At 69.8% G+C, this 15,191-nt stretch carries 18 protein-coding genes and 1 pseudogene; 9 read left to right on the top strand and 10 right to left on the bottom strand.

The genetic code is table 11. From position 1 onward, the window contains the following. Together VIU94_RS00495 and VIU94_RS00490 are read right to left on the bottom strand one after the other, a co-directional pair. A partial coding sequence (locus VIU94_RS00495) for a DUF397 domain-containing protein (protein ID WP_331906276.1) occupies positions 1 to 236 on the bottom strand: 236 nt, incomplete at its 3' end. Between the two features lie 11 nt (positions 237 to 247). Continuing rightward, a complete protein-coding gene (locus VIU94_RS00490) occupies positions 248 to 1,099 on the bottom strand; it encodes a helix-turn-helix domain-containing protein (protein WP_331906274.1) in 852 nt (283 codons plus the stop codon). A gap of 208 nt (positions 1,100 to 1,307) precedes the next feature. On the opposite strand from VIU94_RS00490, the gene VIU94_RS00485 reads away from it, so the two are divergent. Both VIU94_RS00485 and VIU94_RS00480 read left to right on the top strand, forming a co-directional pair. Continuing rightward, the gene (locus VIU94_RS00485) at positions 1,308 to 1,751 is read left to right on the top strand and encodes an ATP-binding protein (protein ID WP_331906272.1); all 444 of its coding nucleotides are present in this window, start codon (positions 1,308 to 1,310) and stop codon (positions 1,749 to 1,751) included. Positions 1,752 to 1,789: 38 nt separating this feature from the next. Next, positions 1,790 to 2,572 (top strand): SAM-dependent methyltransferase, encoded by a 783-nt coding sequence (locus VIU94_RS00480; RefSeq protein WP_331906270.1) that lies wholly within the window; start codon positions 1,790 to 1,792, stop codon positions 2,570 to 2,572. Between the two features lie 68 nt (positions 2,573 to 2,640). On the opposite strand, the gene VIU94_RS00475 is transcribed toward VIU94_RS00480, so the two are convergent. Continuing rightward, positions 2,641 to 3,000, bottom strand: coding sequence for a DoxX family protein (locus tag VIU94_RS00475; RefSeq protein ID WP_331906268.1), 360 nt, complete (start codon positions 2,998 to 3,000; stop codon positions 2,641 to 2,643). 246 nt (positions 3,001 to 3,246) lie between these two features. Between VIU94_RS00475 and VIU94_RS00470 the strand changes: the two genes are divergently transcribed. From VIU94_RS00470 to VIU94_RS00450, 5 genes are all read left to right on the top strand, one after another. Continuing rightward, positions 3,247 to 3,687: a hypothetical protein gene (locus VIU94_RS00470; RefSeq protein ID WP_331906266.1), complete on the top strand. Its 441-nt coding sequence runs from the start codon at positions 3,247 to 3,249 to the stop codon at positions 3,685 to 3,687. A 59-nt stretch (positions 3,688 to 3,746) separates the two neighbouring features. Beyond that, the gene (locus VIU94_RS00465; RefSeq protein ID WP_331906278.1) at positions 3,747 to 4,766 is read left to right on the top strand and encodes a C40 family peptidase; all 1,020 of its coding nucleotides are present in this window, start codon (positions 3,747 to 3,749) and stop codon (positions 4,764 to 4,766) included. A gap of 176 nt (positions 4,767 to 4,942) precedes the next feature. Then, positions 4,943 to 5,650, top strand: a complete 708-nt coding sequence (locus VIU94_RS00460; RefSeq protein WP_331906264.1) for a phosphatase PAP2 family protein — start codon at positions 4,943 to 4,945, stop codon at positions 5,648 to 5,650. Between the two features lie 368 nt (positions 5,651 to 6,018). Continuing rightward, positions 6,019 to 6,852: an SCO4651 family lipoprotein gene (locus tag VIU94_RS00455; RefSeq protein ID WP_331906262.1), complete on the top strand. Its 834-nt coding sequence runs from the start codon at positions 6,019 to 6,021 to the stop codon at positions 6,850 to 6,852. Positions 6,853 to 7,041: 189 nt separating this feature from the next. Next, a complete protein-coding gene (locus VIU94_RS00450) occupies positions 7,042 to 7,215 on the top strand; it encodes a hypothetical protein (protein WP_331906260.1) in 174 nt (57 codons plus the stop codon). Between the two features lie 109 nt (positions 7,216 to 7,324). On the opposite strand, the gene VIU94_RS00445 is transcribed toward VIU94_RS00450, so the two are convergent. Beyond that, positions 7,325 to 7,672 (bottom strand): metal-sensitive transcriptional regulator, encoded by a 348-nt coding sequence (locus VIU94_RS00445; RefSeq protein WP_331906259.1) that lies wholly within the window; start codon positions 7,670 to 7,672, stop codon positions 7,325 to 7,327. A gap of 194 nt (positions 7,673 to 7,866) precedes the next feature. Between VIU94_RS00445 and VIU94_RS00440 the strand changes: the two genes are divergently transcribed. Together VIU94_RS00440 and VIU94_RS00435 are read left to right on the top strand one after the other, a co-directional pair. After that, positions 7,867 to 8,487: a DUF47 domain-containing protein gene (locus VIU94_RS00440; protein WP_331906257.1), complete on the top strand. Its 621-nt coding sequence runs from the start codon at positions 7,867 to 7,869 to the stop codon at positions 8,485 to 8,487. 6 nt (positions 8,488 to 8,493) lie between these two features. Next, the gene (locus VIU94_RS00435) at positions 8,494 to 9,492 is read left to right on the top strand and encodes an inorganic phosphate transporter (RefSeq protein WP_331906255.1); all 999 of its coding nucleotides are present in this window, start codon (positions 8,494 to 8,496) and stop codon (positions 9,490 to 9,492) included. Positions 9,493 to 9,712: 220 nt separating this feature from the next. Here VIU94_RS00435 and pstB read toward each other — a convergent pair whose 3' ends face one another. The 6 genes and pseudogenes from pstB to VIU94_RS00405 all read right to left on the bottom strand — a co-directional run. Then, positions 9,713 to 10,489, bottom strand: coding sequence for a phosphate ABC transporter ATP-binding protein PstB (gene pstB, locus VIU94_RS00430; protein WP_331906253.1), 777 nt, complete (start codon positions 10,487 to 10,489; stop codon positions 9,713 to 9,715). Positions 10,490 to 10,515: 26 nt separating this feature from the next. Then, complete coding sequence (pstA, locus tag VIU94_RS00425) at positions 10,516 to 11,586, bottom strand: phosphate ABC transporter permease PstA (RefSeq protein ID WP_331906251.1); 1,071 nt, start codon at positions 11,584 to 11,586, stop codon at positions 10,516 to 10,518. Then, entirely contained in the window at positions 11,583 to 12,584 is a 1,002-nt protein-coding gene (gene pstC, locus VIU94_RS00420; protein ID WP_331906249.1) for a phosphate ABC transporter permease subunit PstC, read from the bottom strand. Before pstC ends, pstA begins: the two co-directional genes overlap by 4 nt. A 104-nt stretch (positions 12,585 to 12,688) precedes the next feature. Beyond that, positions 12,689 to 13,825 (bottom strand): phosphate ABC transporter substrate-binding protein PstS, encoded by a 1,137-nt coding sequence (gene pstS, locus VIU94_RS00415; RefSeq protein ID WP_331906247.1) that lies wholly within the window; start codon positions 13,823 to 13,825, stop codon positions 12,689 to 12,691. Positions 13,826 to 14,198: 373 nt separating this feature from the next. Continuing rightward, positions 14,199 to 14,639 (bottom strand): NUDIX hydrolase, encoded by a 441-nt coding sequence (locus tag VIU94_RS00410; RefSeq protein ID WP_331906245.1) that lies wholly within the window; start codon positions 14,637 to 14,639, stop codon positions 14,199 to 14,201. Then, a pseudogene (locus tag VIU94_RS00405) lies at positions 14,636 to 15,191 on the bottom strand (CHAD domain-containing protein); the annotation flags it as partial. The gene VIU94_RS00410 and the pseudogene VIU94_RS00405, both read right to left, overlap by 4 nt.

The raw sequence follows: 15,191 nt of genomic DNA, 5'->3' as shown, positions 1-15,191 counted from the left end.
AGCCGGACGACGCCGCCGCCCGCCTCGTGCGAGACCTCGATCCCGCCGGAGCTCGACCCGCCCGCCCGCACCGCGTCCAGGAGGGCGCGGAAGCGGGCGGGGGTGGTGGTGAGTATGGACCCCGAGGGGTCCGAGCTCTCCGTGAGGTGGACATGGCCGTCGTCGGTGCCGGCGACGTGGACGCAGGAGTCGCCCTGGGCGCAGTACGACGACTTCTGCCACTCGGTGGCGGGCATGGACGTTCCCTTCACAGGCTGCGGCTGATGCTGTGGATGAGGTCCCGGCTCTGCGCCGGCAGCAGGGCGGCGGCTTCGAGACGGTCGAAGAGCACCCGGTACTGATCCAGTTGGGACGCGGCGTCGAGGAACGCGAGGCCGTGGGACTGGTCGAGGTGCACCGTGTCGAGGCGGGGGACGGGCCCATACGCGTAGTAGATGGACTGGCCAGACCCGGGGAAGGCCCCGGCGGTGAAGGGGATCACCTGGACGGTGATGTGGTCCCGCTCGCTCATGTCGAGCACGTGCTCCAGTTGCCGGCGGGCGACGTCCGGGCCACCGACCTGGATGCGCAGCGCGGCCTCGTGGATGAGGGCCTGGTAGCGACGGGGCGAGTCGCCGTAGAGGACGGCCTGACGCTTGATCCGGAACGAGGCCCGGTGCTCGATCTCGGGCGGTGTCATGGTGGGCACGGCGTGGCGGAAGACCTCCCGGGCGTGCTCCAGCGTCTGGAGCAGTCCGGGGATGTGTGCGGTGATCGCGCCGCGCAGGCCGCGTGAGTGGTGCTCCAGCTCCGCGAGGTCGAGCAGCCCGGAGGGCAGGATCTCCCGGTACTCCTCCCACCAGCCGCGCTGCCGGTCCTCGGACATCTGCACCAGGGCGTCGACGAACGCGTCGTCCGCGCAGGAGTACGTCGTGGCCATGGCCCGGAGTCGGTCGCTGCTCACACCGAACCGCGCCGTTTCGACGTTGCTCAGCTGACCCTGGCTCGTGCCCAGGAGACGGGCGGCTTCGGTGGCGGTCAGTCCGGTGCCCTCGCGCAGCTTGCGCAGTTCGGTGCCGATTCGGACGCGCCTTGCGGTTGGGATGGACCGGCGGGCCATGTACTCCCCCTTGCGGGACGCCAGTTTGGACGCTCACTCACACGAGCGGTCTTCAAGATACTTAGCGGATTCCGCTCAAATGTCATTTGCGCGAACCCTAATCTGCTCTCAGGCCTACCGCCTGGAAGCACCCCGCTCGACGGAGCGGCCTGGTCACCAGGCACGTATCACTCACCGGACCAACCCACCTCCCCACCCGGAGACTTCCATGGCCACCGTAGCCCCCGCATCCCCGCCCTGGGCCTACACGCTCCAGCTCCCCCACGATCCCCGCGCCCCCCGCGTCGCCCGGCACACCCTGCGTACCGTCCTCGCGGCGCACGGCATGGGCGGGCTGGCCTCCACCGCCGAGCTGCTCGCGAGCGAGCTGGTCACCAACGCGCACCGGTACTCCAGCGAGCCGTACACCCTCCGGCTCCGCGCGCTCCACCCCCGCCGGCTGCGGCTCAGCGTGTGGGACGCCAACCCCGAGATCCCGCCGCCCTTCCGGGGGGTGCTGCCCGAGGACCCCGGCTCGGACGCCGAGCGGGAACGCGGGCTGTTCCTCGTGCGGCTCTGCGCGGACAAGTGGGGGGCGTACGAGCTTCAGGGCGGCCTGCATGGAAGGGGCGGGAAGCTGCTCTGGGTCGAAGTTGGAGTCAAAGGGGCCTAGTTTTCCGGGAGTTCAGACTAGCCCGGTACGTTGGAGGCGTGACCGACACAGACCCGCGGATCGACACCAGCCGCCCCCACACCGCCCGGATCTGGAACTACTGGACCGGCGGCAAGGACAACTACCCCGTCGACCGGGAGGCCGGCGACCGGATTCGGGAACTGCACCCGGGGATCGGGGAGTACGCCAAGGCGGACCGGCTGTTTCTCGGGCGGGCTGTGCGGTATCTGGCGGGCGAGGTGGGCATACGGCAGTTCCTGGACATCGGGACGGGGCTGCCGAGCGCCGACAACACCCACGAGGTCGCCCAGCGCGTCGCCCCCGACGCGCGCGTGGTGTACGTCGACAACGACCCGCTCGTTCTCGCCCACGCCCGCGCGCTCCTCGTCGGGACCCCCGAGGGCCGCACCGACTACCTGGACGCCGACCTGCGCGACGTCGACACCATCCTCGCCGCCGCCTCCAAGACGCTGGACCTCTCCGAGCCCGTCGCGCTGATGCTGCTCGGCGTCGTCATCTTCATCGAGGACGACGAGGAGTCGTACGCGATCGTCCGCCGCCTCATGGACGCGCTCGCGCCCGGCAGCCATCTCGTCCTGTCCCACACGGTCACGCACCCCGACATGCCGGACGTCGACGAGGCGGTGGCGTTCTGGAACGAGCACGGCACCCCCAAGCTCACCCAGCGCACCCCGGCCGCGATCACGCGCTACTTCGACGGCCTGGAGCTGCTCGAACCCGGCGTGGTCCCGTGCTCCGCCTGGCGTCCGCACAGGCCGGCGGACGACGTCGCGATGTACGCGGGCGTGGGCCGCAAGTAGCTGCCCAGCCTTCACCGGCCGGGTCCCGCACTGCGGGGCCCGGCCGGTTCGCGTGCCTGCTCAGTAGCTCAGTACGCCAGGACCAGCGCGCCGACGACCGGGGCGACGTACACCAGCGGGAAGGGGACGTGGGAGTACCAGCGGGCCCGGACCACGGCGACGACGGCGCCGGTGAAGTACAGGACCAGGGCGATCGCCGCCGCCAGGCCGATGACGGGGACGAGCAGGCCCACCAGGAGCCCGACGGCGCCGGCGGCCTTGGCCGCGCCCAGCCAGGGCAGCCAGGACATCGGGATGCCGTAGTCGGCCATCGGCTGCACGACCCACTCGGCCTTGGTGAAGACCGAGAAGGCGGAGAAGCCGACCATGAGGGCGGCGACGACGGTGACGACGGTGGTGGCGGTCGAGGCGGTGAAGTCGACGGACATGATCGGGCTCCTCAGCGGCGGTCGGACTCGGTGCGTTCGGTGGTGGTCGGTGGTGGTCGGTGGTGCTCGGTGGTGTTCCGTGGTGCTCGGTCGTGCTCAGTGGGTCGTTCACTTCGATGACCCGCGCCACGATGCGGATGTGACAGCTCGCCGAAAAGTTTTTTGAGTACCCCGACGCCCAGGATGAGCACCCACTGAGTACCCGCACCGAAGCGCCCCGCCCGCCCCGCGCGGTGTCATGGAGTCATGACGCCGAACCGGACCGCCCCTCAGCCCGCCGCCGACCCCCGTTGGGACAAGGTCTACGCCCGGGCGCACTGGGCGGCGCAGCGGCGGGTGCCGCGGGCGCCGGGGGAGCGGGACGGGCAGGCGTGGGTGCCGTCGGTCGTGGTGGGGCTCGTGGCGATCGCGGCGCATGTCGTCGTACAGCTGATCTTCGGCCTCTCGGTCATGGCCACCGACAGCTGCGGGCCCGACCACTGCCCGCCGGGCGTCACCGGGCCGCTGACCGCGATGTCCTGGGCGTACTACGGGATCTTCACGCTCACGCCGGCCGCGGCCCTCGCCGCGCTCGCCCTGCCGTGGCGGCGCCGCTGGCAGCGGACCCGGATCCTGGTGGCGGGCGTCGGGCTGCTGCCGCACCTGACGGTCATTCTGAGTCTCGTCGTGCTGCTCGCCTCCGGCTGAGCGTCCTCCCCGCCTAGACTGGGCAGGATGGACTGCCAAGACCCTAGGGGTGGTTGACGGTGCGTAAGGCGTGGGTGGTCGCGGGGATCTCGATCGGGTCCTGCCTGGGCTTCGTCGCGCTCCTCGTCGTCGGCACGTACTCCGCCGCCGCGGGGCTCATCGGGGGTGCGGGCAGCGGCAAGAACGGGACGGTGGGGCTGGCCAAGGGGTCGGTTCCGGCCGCGTACCAAGGCCTTGTGCAGCAGTGGGGGAACCTCTGCCCGGCCATCAACCCGGCGCTGCTGGCCGCCCAGCTCTACCAGGAGAGCGGCTGGAACCCGCGGATCGTCAGCCCGGCCAACGCGCAGGGCATCGCGCAGTTCATCCCCGGCACCTGGGCCGGGCACGGCATCGACGGCGACAAGGACGGCGACCGGGACGTCTGGGACCCCAAGGACGCGATCCCGAGCGCGGCCTCGTACGACTGCGAGCTCGCCGGCTATGTGAAGGACGTGCCGGGGGACCAGACGAACAACATGCTCGCCGCGTACAACGCGGGCGCGTACCGGGTGATAAAGAGCGGCGGCGTGCCGCGGATCAGCGAGACGCAGAACTACGTACGCATCATCCGCGAGCTGGAGAAGAGCTTCGCGCGGCCGGTGGGCCGGATCGCGCCGTCCCGGCAGGCCGCCGGGGCGATCTACTTCGCGCAGCAGAAGCTGGGGACGCCGTACCTGTGGGGCGGCAACGGCACGCCGGAGCAGAACGGGCGGTTCGACTGCTCAGGGCTGACGCAGGCCGCGTACCGGACGGTGGACATCGAACTGCCGCGGGTGGCCAACGACCAGTACAACGCGGGTCCGCATCCGTCGCGGGACGAACTCCTGCCGGGGGACCTGGTCTTCTTCTCGGACGACCTGAACAACTCGCGGGCCATCCGGCACGTGGGGCTCTACGTCGGCGGCGGATACATGATCAACGCGCCGTACACTGGGGCCGTCATCCGGTTCGACAAGATCGACACGCCGGACTACTTCGGCGCGACCCGGGTCACGAAGGACGGTGCGGCAGCGCTGCCGACGGGTCTTCCCCGCGCATGACGCGGGTCGGAACTCTCCGTGAAACCAAGGCCCTGAGCTGCGACGACGCGTCACTCTTCGATAACGTCATAGTGATCGTTCGGTGGAGAGTGGAACGTATGCGCGGGGCGTGTCGTTCCCTGATCTGACCGCATCCGATCACGGGGGCTGGAACACAAGGCAAGGGGCCGCAGCAGATGTCTGGACTCGCATCGGACGGTTCGAACCCCGATGTCAGCCTGCTCTACGACATCAACGGACTCGCGAAGACCGCACCCCCGTGGTTCGACCGGGTCATGGGATTCGTCGGCGAGTGGGGCATCATGCTCGCGATGGTCCTGGTCGTGCTCTGGTGCTGGTGGAGCGTCCGCCGCCGGGGCGCCCTGACGGACTCCGTCTCCGGCGTCGCCGGGATGATCTGGGCCCCGCTCGCGGCCGGCATCGCCCTGCTCGTCAACATCCCCATCCGTGGGTTCGTCGAGCGGCCGCGGCCGTTCAAGGACCACGAGGGGCTCGAGGTCCTGATCGCCGGCAAGACGGACTTCTCGTTCGTCAGCGACCACGCCACGCTGGCGATGGCCGTCGCCGTCGGACTCTTCGTCGCCCACCGGAAGTTCGGTCTCGCCGCGATCGGCCTCGCCCTCGCCGAGGGCTTCTGCCGCGTCTACATGGGCGTGCACTACCCCACCGACGTCGTCGGCGGCTTCGCGCTCGGCACGGCCGTGGCGCTGCTCCTGGCCCCGCTCGCGCTGGCGCTGCTCACCCCGCTGGTCTCCGCCGTCGCCCGCTCGCGGGCGGTCGGCCGGCTCGTCCGCTCCCGGCGGGCGGAGCGGCAGCCGGTGACCGAGACGGTCGACATCCCGGAGCCGCGGAGCGGCGCGGGGGACAACGACCTGGCGGCCTGACGGGCCGCCCTTCCGACCCCTTCTCTCTACGACGTCTCTCTACAGACGTCTCTCCACAGACGTCTCTCCACAGACGTCTCTCTACGACGTCTCTCTACGACGGATCCTCCGGCGGCGCCAAGTGCGCCGCCGCGTCCGTTCGCGCGCGCTCTCGCGATCTGCGGGCCGGCCCCGCCCAACCGCAACTGCAACGGGCTGTCGCGAACGAGCCGCGCTCCGTCGTGTTCGTCTCGTGGCTGGCCGTCTGGGGGCGGGGCTGGTCGTGCACCTCTCCACGGTACTGCGCGTGACGCCGGGCCCGAGGCCGTCGTTAGAACGGCTGGGTGGGTTCTGGCAAACGGCGGGATCGCGTTGGGGGTTGGCAGGCGATGGCAGTGCAGCAGCACAGGCTCAGGGGCGCGGCGTTCGCCGTCGCCGCCGCGGTCGGGGTGACGGCCCTCACCGGTTCTCTCAGCGGGTGTTCCGGCGGACGGGCCGACGCCCGCACCGGCGACGCGGACCCGACCCGGGCCGTGCGGGACGCCTCGGCGGTCCTCGCGGCCGCCGGCACGTCGAAGGCGCGTACGTCCATGGAGATGGCGGCCGGCGGCACCCGGGTCACGATCCGCGGCGAGGGCGCGTACGACTTCCGGCAGCGCGCCGGCCGGCTGAAGGTCCTGCTGCCCAGCGACGCCTCCGGGGCCGAGGGACACACGCCGATCACCGAGCTGCTCGCGCCCGGCGCGCTGTACATGAAGAACCGCGGCGCCGGGGTCCCGGCCGACAAGTGGGTACGGATCGACACCACCACGCTCCACGACGGCAACCTCGTCACCGGCGGGGCGACCGACCCGGCGGCCGCGGTCGAGCTGCTGCGCGGGGCGCGCGGGGTGCGGTACGTGGGGCAGGTCGAGCTGGCCGGGGTGAAGGTGCGGCACTACCGGGGCACCACCGACATCGGGCGGGCGGCGAGGGCAGCGTCCCCGCAGGTGCGGGGTGCGCTGGCGGCGGCGGCGAAAGGGTTCGCCACGGACACGGTGCCGTTCGACGCGTACCTGGACGACGCGGGCCGGCTGCGCAAGGTGCGGCACCGCTTCAGCTACCTGAACCAGGGGCGTACGGTCGCGGTCGCGTCGACCACGCTGCTGTTCGCCTTCGGCTCGCCCGTCGATGTGCGGCTGCCGGACGCGCGGGACATCTACGCGGGGTGGATCGAAGGGTAAGGGCCGGGCCGGGGTGTAGGACCGGATCGTGGCGATCGTGGCGATCGTGGCGTACGGGCCGGATCGCCGGGCAGGGGCGGGGTCGAGGCGTAAGGGGCCAAGGGAGAAATGGTCCGGACGTGCCATGCGCGGTGCGTGTCGCGGTCCCTACGCTAGGAGACCGACACCGGCAGGAAGAGGTGAACGAGCGTGGCTCCGCCCACTCCGACGACAGTCCTGGACCACGACACCATCGCCCTCGCCGAGATCGAGCTGTGCGGTGAGTTGATGATCGCGGCCTCCGCCGCGGACGGGGAGCGGCTCAGTCCGGACCGGATCGACGAGGTGCTCAGGGTGTCGGCCGCCGACGTACGGCAGCGCTGACGTGAGACGGCGGCGGCGCGGACCTTCCGGTCCCCGCCGCGCCGCGCCCCGACCGTCGAGATCCAGCCGTCTCAGGTCCGCGTCCTGCGGAAGGTCCGCGTCCTGCTCGTCAGGTGCGCATCATGCGCGCGATGGCCTTCGTGGCCTCCTCGACCTTCGCCTCGATCTCGTCGCCGCCGGTGCGGGCCGCGTCGGCTACGCAGTGCCGCAGGTGCTCCTCCAGGAGCTGGAGAGCGAAGGACTGCAGGGCCTTGGTGGAGGCGGAGACCTGCGTGAGTATGTCGATGCAGTAGACGTCCTCGTCGACCATCCGCTGGAGACCGCGGATCTGGCCCTCGATCCGGCGCAGCCGCTTGAGGTGCTCGTCCTTCTGCTTGTGGTAGCCGTGCACTCCGTGGGCGTGGTCGGTGGGCTCGACGGCCTCGGGGGTGACCTCGTCCGCCTCGGTGGTCGTCATCGCGTCCTCCCGCTGTCCAGAAAGGGGTGGGTATACCCCTTGTGGGTATAGGATACCGGGCCCCGCGCATCCGGGCGGGGGCCCGTGCAGATCACTGTGTCTCATGGGCGACACTGAAAGACGCCGGTTAGCCGTGGCCGGATGATGCGCCTAGCATCAGCCTGACCGAAACCCAATGCACCCGAGGACCCCACGTGCGCTTTCGTCTGACCCCCAGGGAGACGAGCTTCTACGACATGTTCGCCGCGTCTGCGGACAACATCGTCACGGGCTCGAAGCTCCTGATGGAACTGCTCGGAGCGGACTCCTCCGCCCGGGCCGAGATCGCGGAGCGGATGCGGGCAGCGGAGCACGCGGGCGACGACGCCACCCACGCGATCTTCCACCAGCTGAACTCCTCGTTCATCACGCCGTTCGACCGTGAGGACATCTACAACCTCGCGTCGTCCCTCGACGACATCATGGACTTCATGGAGGAGGCCGTCGACCTGGTCGTCCTCTATAACGTCGAGCAACTCCCCAAGGGCGTCGAGCAGCAGATCGAGGTGCTGGCGCGCGCGGCGGAGCTGACGGCCGAGGCGATGCCGCATCTGCGGACGATGAAGAACCTCACCGAGTACTGGATCGAGGTCAACCGGCTCGAGAACCAGGCCGACCAGATCCACCGCAAGCTGCTCGCGACGCTCTTCAACGGGAAGTACGACGCCATCGAGGTGCTGAAGCTCAAGCAGATCGTGGATGTGCTGGAAGAGGCGGCCGACGCTTTCGAGCACGTGGCGAACACCGTGGAGACCATCGCGGTCAAGGAGTCCTGAGGCTTCGTGGACACCTTTGCTCTGATCGTGACGATCGGTGTCGCGCTCGGCTTCACATATACGAACGGCTTCCACGACTCGGCCAATGCCATCGCCACTTCCGTGTCGACCCGGGCGCTGACCCCGCGGGCGGCGCTGGCGATGGCGGCGGTGATGAACCTCGCGGGCGCGTTCCTCGGCAGCGGGGTCGCGAAGACCGTCAGCGAGGGGCTGATCGAGACGCCGCAAGGCGCCAAGGGGATGGGCATCCTCTTCGCCGCGCTGGTCGGCGCGATCATCTGGAACCTGGTGACCTGGTACTTCGGTCTGCCCTCCTCGTCCTCGCACGCGCTGTTCGGCGGCATGGTGGGAGCGGCGCTGGCCGGCGGTACGGAGGTCATCTGGAGCGGCGTGCTCGACAAGGTCGTCATCCCGATGTTCATCTCGCCGATCGTCGGTCTGATCGCCGGTTACCTGGTCATGTGCGCGATCATGTGGATCTTCCGCAAGTCGAACCCGCACAAGGCGAAGCGCGGTTTCCGTATCGCGCAGACGGTGTCGGCGGCGGGCATGGCGCTCGGTCATGGTCTGCAGGACGCGCAGAAGACGATGGGCATCGTGGTGATGGCCCTGGTCATCGCGGATGTGCAGCAGTCGGGCGACGACATCCCGGTGTGGGTGAAGATCGCGTGCGCGGTGATGCTGTCGCTCGGTACGTACGCGGGTGGCTGGCGGATCATGCGGACGCTCGGCCGGAAGATCATCGAGCTCGACCCGCCGCAGGGGTTCGCGGCGGAGACGACGGGCGCGTCGATCATGTTCGGCTCGGCGTTCCTGTTCCACGCGCCGATCTCGACGACGCACGTGATCACCTCGGCGATCATGGGCGTGGGGGCGACGAAGCGGGTGAACGCGGTGCGGTGGGGCGTCGCGAAGAACATCATCCTGGGGTGGTTCATCACGATGCCGGCGGCCGCGCTGGTGGCGGCGGGGAGCTTCTACGTGGTCCAGCTGTTCTTCGGCTGACGTGCTGAAGCGCCTCGCCCTGTCGGGCTGGGGGTTGTCCCCCGAGAGATCGCGGTACGAATGTGGGCCCGGCTCCCCTGTGGGGGAGCCGGGCCCTTCGCCTTGCGGTGGCACCGCCATGCAGCACCGCAGGACGCGTTACCCGGAACCGTGGTGACCCTGTGCCGGGGGCGTTGGTGGTTGCCCCCGGTGGTGGGTACACACGGGCCCGGATGTCTGTTTATCCGAAGCGGCCCGAGATGTAGTCCTCGGTCGCCTGGACGGACGGGTTGGAGAAGATCCGCTCGGTGTCGTCCAGCTCGATCAGCTTGCCGGGCTGGCCGACCGCCGCCAGGTTGAAGAAGGCGGTGCGGTCGGAGACGCGGGCGGCCTGCTGCATGTTGTGCGTCACGATGACGATCGTGAAGCGCTCCTTGAGCTCACCGATCAGGTCCTCGATCGCGAGCGTCGAGATCGGGTCGAGCGCCGAGCAGGGCTCGTCCATCAGCAGGACGTCCGGCTCGACCGCGATCGCGCGGGCGATGCACAGACGCTGCTGCTGACCGCCGGAGAGACCGGAGCCGGGCTTGTTCAGCCGGTCCTTGACCTCGTTCCAGAGGTTCGCGCCCTTCAGCGAGCGCTCGACGACGTCGTTCAGCTCGGACTTCTTGTACTTGCCGTTGAGCTTCAGGCCCGCCGCCACGTTGTCGAAGATCGACATCGTGGGGAACGGGTTCGGGCGCTGGAACACCATGCCGACCGTGCGGCGCACGGCGACGGGGTCGACGTTCGAGCCGTACAGGTTCTCGTCGTCCAGCATCACCTTGCCCTCGACCCGCCCGCCGGGGATGACCTCGTGCATGCGGTTGAGGGTGCGCAGGAACGTGGACTTGCCGCAGCCGGACGGGCCGATGAAGGCCGTCACGGAGCGGGGCTCGACGGTCATCGAGATGTCGTCGATCGCCTTGTGGGCGCCGTAGTACGCGGAGAGGCCGCTGACGTCGATTCGCTTGGCCATATCAATTCACTTCCAGAGAGCCGCGGTCAGCGGCCGGTCTTCGGGGCCTTCCAGCGGGCGATGCCGCGGGCCACCAGGTTGAGGATCATGACGAAGGCGATGAGGACGAGAGCCGCGCCCCAGGCGCGGGCCATGGCGGCGTCGGTGCCGACCGCGTACTGCTCGTACACGTAGAGCGGCAGGGACGCCTGCGCGCCTTCGAAGGGGTTCGGGTTGATGAGCTTCGTACCGAACACGAGGAGGAGGATGGGGGCCGTCTCACCGGTGATGCGGGCGACCGCGAGCATGACGCCCGTGGTGATGCCGCCGATCGCGGTGGGCAGGACCACCTTCAGGATCGTGCGCCACTTCGGGATGCCGAGGGCCAGCGAGGCCTCGCGGAGCTCGTTGGGGACGAGCTTCAGCATCTCCTCGGTGGACCGCACCACGACCGGCATCATCAGGATGGCCAGGGCCATCGCGCCGGCGAACCCGGAGGGACCGAAGCCCAGCATCAGGTTCCAGGTGGCGAGGATGAACAGACCCGCGACGATCGACGGGATGCCCGTCATGACGTCGACGAAGAAGGTGACCGCCTGGGCGAGCTTCCCGCCGCCGTACTCCACCAGGTAGACCGCGGTGAGCAGTCCGATGGGCGCGGCGATCATCGTGGCGATGGCGACCTGCTCGATGGTGCCGAGCAGCGCGTGGTAGAGACCGCCGCCCTGGTCGGCGTCGAGGACGCCGCCCATGGAGTGGCTCAGGAAGTAGCCGTCGACGACCGAGGCGCCCTTGCTGATCGTCGTCCAGGCCAGCGAGAGCAGCGGGACGACGGCGAGGATGAAGCAGACCCAGACGAGGCTGGTCGCGACCCGGTCCTTGGCCTGGCGCGAGCCCTCGACCTTGGAGGTGACGGCGTACGTCCCGAGGACGAAGAGCAGCGCGGCGATCAGGCCCCACTGGAGGCGGCTGTGCCAGCCGGCGCCGAGGCCGAGGCCGATCGCGGCCGCGATGGAGCCCGCGGCGACGGCGATCGGGGTCCAGCGGGGGAGCCGGGCGTGGCTCAGCGGGTCCTGGCGTACGACGGACTTCACGGGGCGATCCTGTATGGCGGTCATGCGTTGGCCCCCGAGTACTCCTTGCGACGGGCGATGATCCAGCGGGCCGCGCCGTTGACCAGCAGGGTGATGGCGAAGAGAACCAGGCCGGAGGCGATCAGCGCGTCACGGCCGAACTCGTCGGCCTCGTTGAACTTGGAGGCGATGTTCTGGGCGAAGGTGCCGCCGCCCGGGTCGAGCAGGTGCCCGGAGATGAGGAAGCTGGGGGAGAGCACGACGGCGACGGCGATCGTCTCGCCGAGCGCGCGGCCCAGGCCCAGCATCGAGGCCGAGATGATGCCGGAGCGGCCGAAGGGCAGCACCGACATGCGGATGACCTCCCAGCGCGTGGCGCCGAGAGCGAGGGCGGCCTCTTCGTGCATCCGGGGGACCTGGAGGAAGACCTCACGGGTGACGTTGGTGATGATCGGCAGGATCATGATCGCCAGCAGGATGCCCACGGTGAACAGGGAGCGGGCGGGGCCGTCGCTGGACTTGTCGAAGATGTACGTCCAGCCCATGTACTCGTTGAGCCACTTGTTCAGCCCGTCCAGGTACGGGACCAGGAAGATCGCGCCCCACAGGCCGTAGATGATGCTGGGGACGGCGGCGAGCAGGTCGACGACGTACGCGAGCGGCGCGGCGAGCTTGCGCGGCGCGTAGTGCGAGATGAACAGCGCGATGCCGATCGCGACGGGCACGGCGATGGCCATGGCGATCACCGAGGAGACGACCGTGCCGAAGGCGAGGACCGCGATGCCGAAGACCGGCGGCTTGCCGGCCGGGTTCCACTCGGAGGTGGTGAGGAAGTTCGTGGAGTCCTGCGAGATGCCGAGGACGGCGCGGTAGGTCAGGAAGCCTGCGATGGCTGCCATGATCACCAGCAGGGTGATGCCGGATCCGCGGGACAGACCGAGGAAGATCCGGTCTCCGGCGCGGGTGGCGCCCTTGGCGTTCCGGCTGTCGTCTATGTCACCGCGCGGCGGCGGTGGGGTGGCTTGTGTGGTTGTGGTAGCCATTCGTTTCTCCGGTCTGCGGAACCCCGGGGGGTTCCTGGCGGCGGTGCACCGGATACCGGGGCCGGCCCGTCAGGGGTGCTGGACGGGCCGGTCCCGGTCGGGAATCAGGACAGGGTGGGGACGATCGCGCGGACCTTGGTCGCGATCTCGGCCGGGAGCGGGGCGTAGCCGGCCTCGGAGAGGACCTTCTGGCCCTCCTCGCTCACGGTGTAGTTGAGGAACGCCTTCAGGGTCGGCAGGTTCTCCGCCTTGTTGCCCTTGTCGCAGGCGATCTCGTAGGTGACGAGGATGAGCGGGTACGCGCCCTCGGCCTTGGTGGTGTAGTCCAGGCTCAGGGCCATGTCCATGCCGGTGCCCTTGACCTTGGCGGCGGCGATGGCCTTGGAGGCGTTCTCCGTGGTGGCCTCGACCGGGGCAGCGGCGCCGGTGTTCACCTTGACCGTGGAGATCTTGTTCGAGGTCGCGTAGGAGAGCTCGAAGTAGCCGATGGCGCCCTCGGTGTCCTTCACGGCGGTGGAGACGCCGGAGGAGCCGTTGGCGGCCTGGCCGCCCTGGGCGGGCCACGACTTCGACTTCGGGTCGTGCTTCCAGTCGGCCGCGGCGGCGGTCGAGAGGTACTTGCCCAGGTTCTGGGTCGTACCCGACTCGTCCGAGCGGTGGAAGGCCTGGATGGTGGAGGCCGGCAGCTTCGCGCCCGGGTTCAGCTTGGCGATCGCCGGGTCGTTCCACTTGGTGATCTTGTTGTCGAAGATCTTCGCGATGGTGGAGGCGTCCAGGACGAGGTTGTCCACGCCGCTGAGCTTGTAGCCGATGGCGATCGGGCCGCCGACCATCGGGAGGTTGACGCCCTTGCCGGTCTTGCAGATCTTCGCCGACTCGGCGACCTCTTCGTCCTTCAGGGCGGAGTCGGAGCCCGCGAAGGCGACACGGCCCTGGTTGAACTGGGTGATGCCGGCGCCGGAGCCGACCGCCTGGTAGTTGACCTCGACGCCGGAGCAGGCCGCCTGGAAGTTCTTGACCCAGAGGTCCATGGCGTTCTTCTGCGCGGAGGAGCCGGCGGCCAGCAGCTGGCCCTTGGCGCCGTCGCACTTGATGTTCGACGCGGCAGCGGTCTTCTTGTCGCCGTCGGTCGTGCCGCCGGTGTTGTTGTCCGAACCACACGCCGAGAGGACCATGGCGCCGGTCACGACGAGGGCACCGATCGCGGAGGCGCGAAGCCCGTTCTTGCGCGAAAGCTTCACTTTCGGGTGTTCCTTCCAGAAGCCGCCCGCTGAGACCTTGCTGTCCCCGCTGTTCTACGGCGGCGTGTGTCGGGGTGAGTGGCGCGGCGCAGGGCCGTGCATCTTGTACGGCCGAAATTAGGCAGAACAGGTGAAGCGGTCGACCAACGAGAGTGAACGGAAGGTGAACCGTGCCGGAAGGCGTGGTGCGGCCCCAGGCGGGCGGTGCGTCGCAGGGGCCGCCCGCGCCGGGAAGGAATCTGCCCGCGCCCGGCGGATGCCGTGAAGGCCCGGACATACCTGTTCTCCGGAGTTCTGCGGTGCGGGCGGCTCAACGACCTCGGAGAGGTCTGCCGCACGAAGCTGAGCCGGAAACCGAGCGACCCCTCGCTGCTCAGGCCCGTGTGCCGCCAGGCAGCGGTTCATCCCACGCCTTGAGGAAAGCGTCGACGAGCTCCTTGTCCCTGTGCTGTGTCAGACGGGCTCGCGCAGCCTCAGGAGAGAGCCACAGCAATCGGCTTACCTCCCGGTTCGGTTCGAACGAGCCGCCGGCGACCTCGGCAGCCCAGTAGCGCACCTCTTTCGGGTGGCCCTCCACTGTGTAGTGAACGGTCGGCAGCTCGATGCCCAGGTCGCACGTCATGCCGGTCTCCTCACGCACTTCCCGACGCGCACCGTCCTCCGCGTTCTCCCCCCGCTTCAACTTGCCTTTCGGGTGCGACCAGTCGCTCCACTTGGGACGGAAGACCAGCGCGATCTCGATGCCCCCGCCCGCGGGCGCCGGGCGCCACAGCACGCAGCCGGCGGCCAGGATCGGGGCGGGGGCGGAAGTCATGAGACGGTCGCCGCGGAGTGCTGCCAGGCCTGCTGGAAGGCGAAGCGGGCCGCCTCGACCTCGTGGCGCTGATCGGCGTGCAGGACGCCGAGCGCGTACGCGGTGGCCGGGGCGATGCGAGGGGTGCGGGCGGCCGTGGCGGCCGCGGAGGCGGCCTCGGCGGCGTCACGGTGGTGGTCCAGGGCCTTGCCCGCCTCGTACAGGACCGGGTCGGGCAGGGTCCCGGCGTGCGGCCGGCGGGCCTCCAGGGAGTACCGGTGCAGCCGCAGCAGCTGGCGGGCCTGGCGCCAGGGGGCGTCCTGCGCCTCGCCGGCCGCGAGCTCCAGGGCGTCCGCGTTGTACGGGTGCGCCGCGCGGGCCAGCGGCAGCACGGCGACGGCGTCGAGCAGCCGCCGCTCGACGACCTCGGCCGGCGCGTCGAGGACCTCCGCGGCCGGGGCGGTCGCGACCGGGCCCAGCGGCACCTCGGAGGCGAGCAGCGCGACCGCGTCGGCGACCGCGTGGAACCGGGACGAGCCCAGCGCCTGCAGGGCCGCCGAGTGGGCCCGGGTC

Source organism: Streptomyces sp., from assembly GCF_036566765.1.
Taxonomy (GTDB): domain Bacteria; phylum Actinomycetota; class Actinomycetes; order Streptomycetales; family Streptomycetaceae; genus Streptomyces.
Note: the sequence above shows the minus strand (reverse complement) of the source record. Positions and strands in the feature narration are given on the sequence as shown.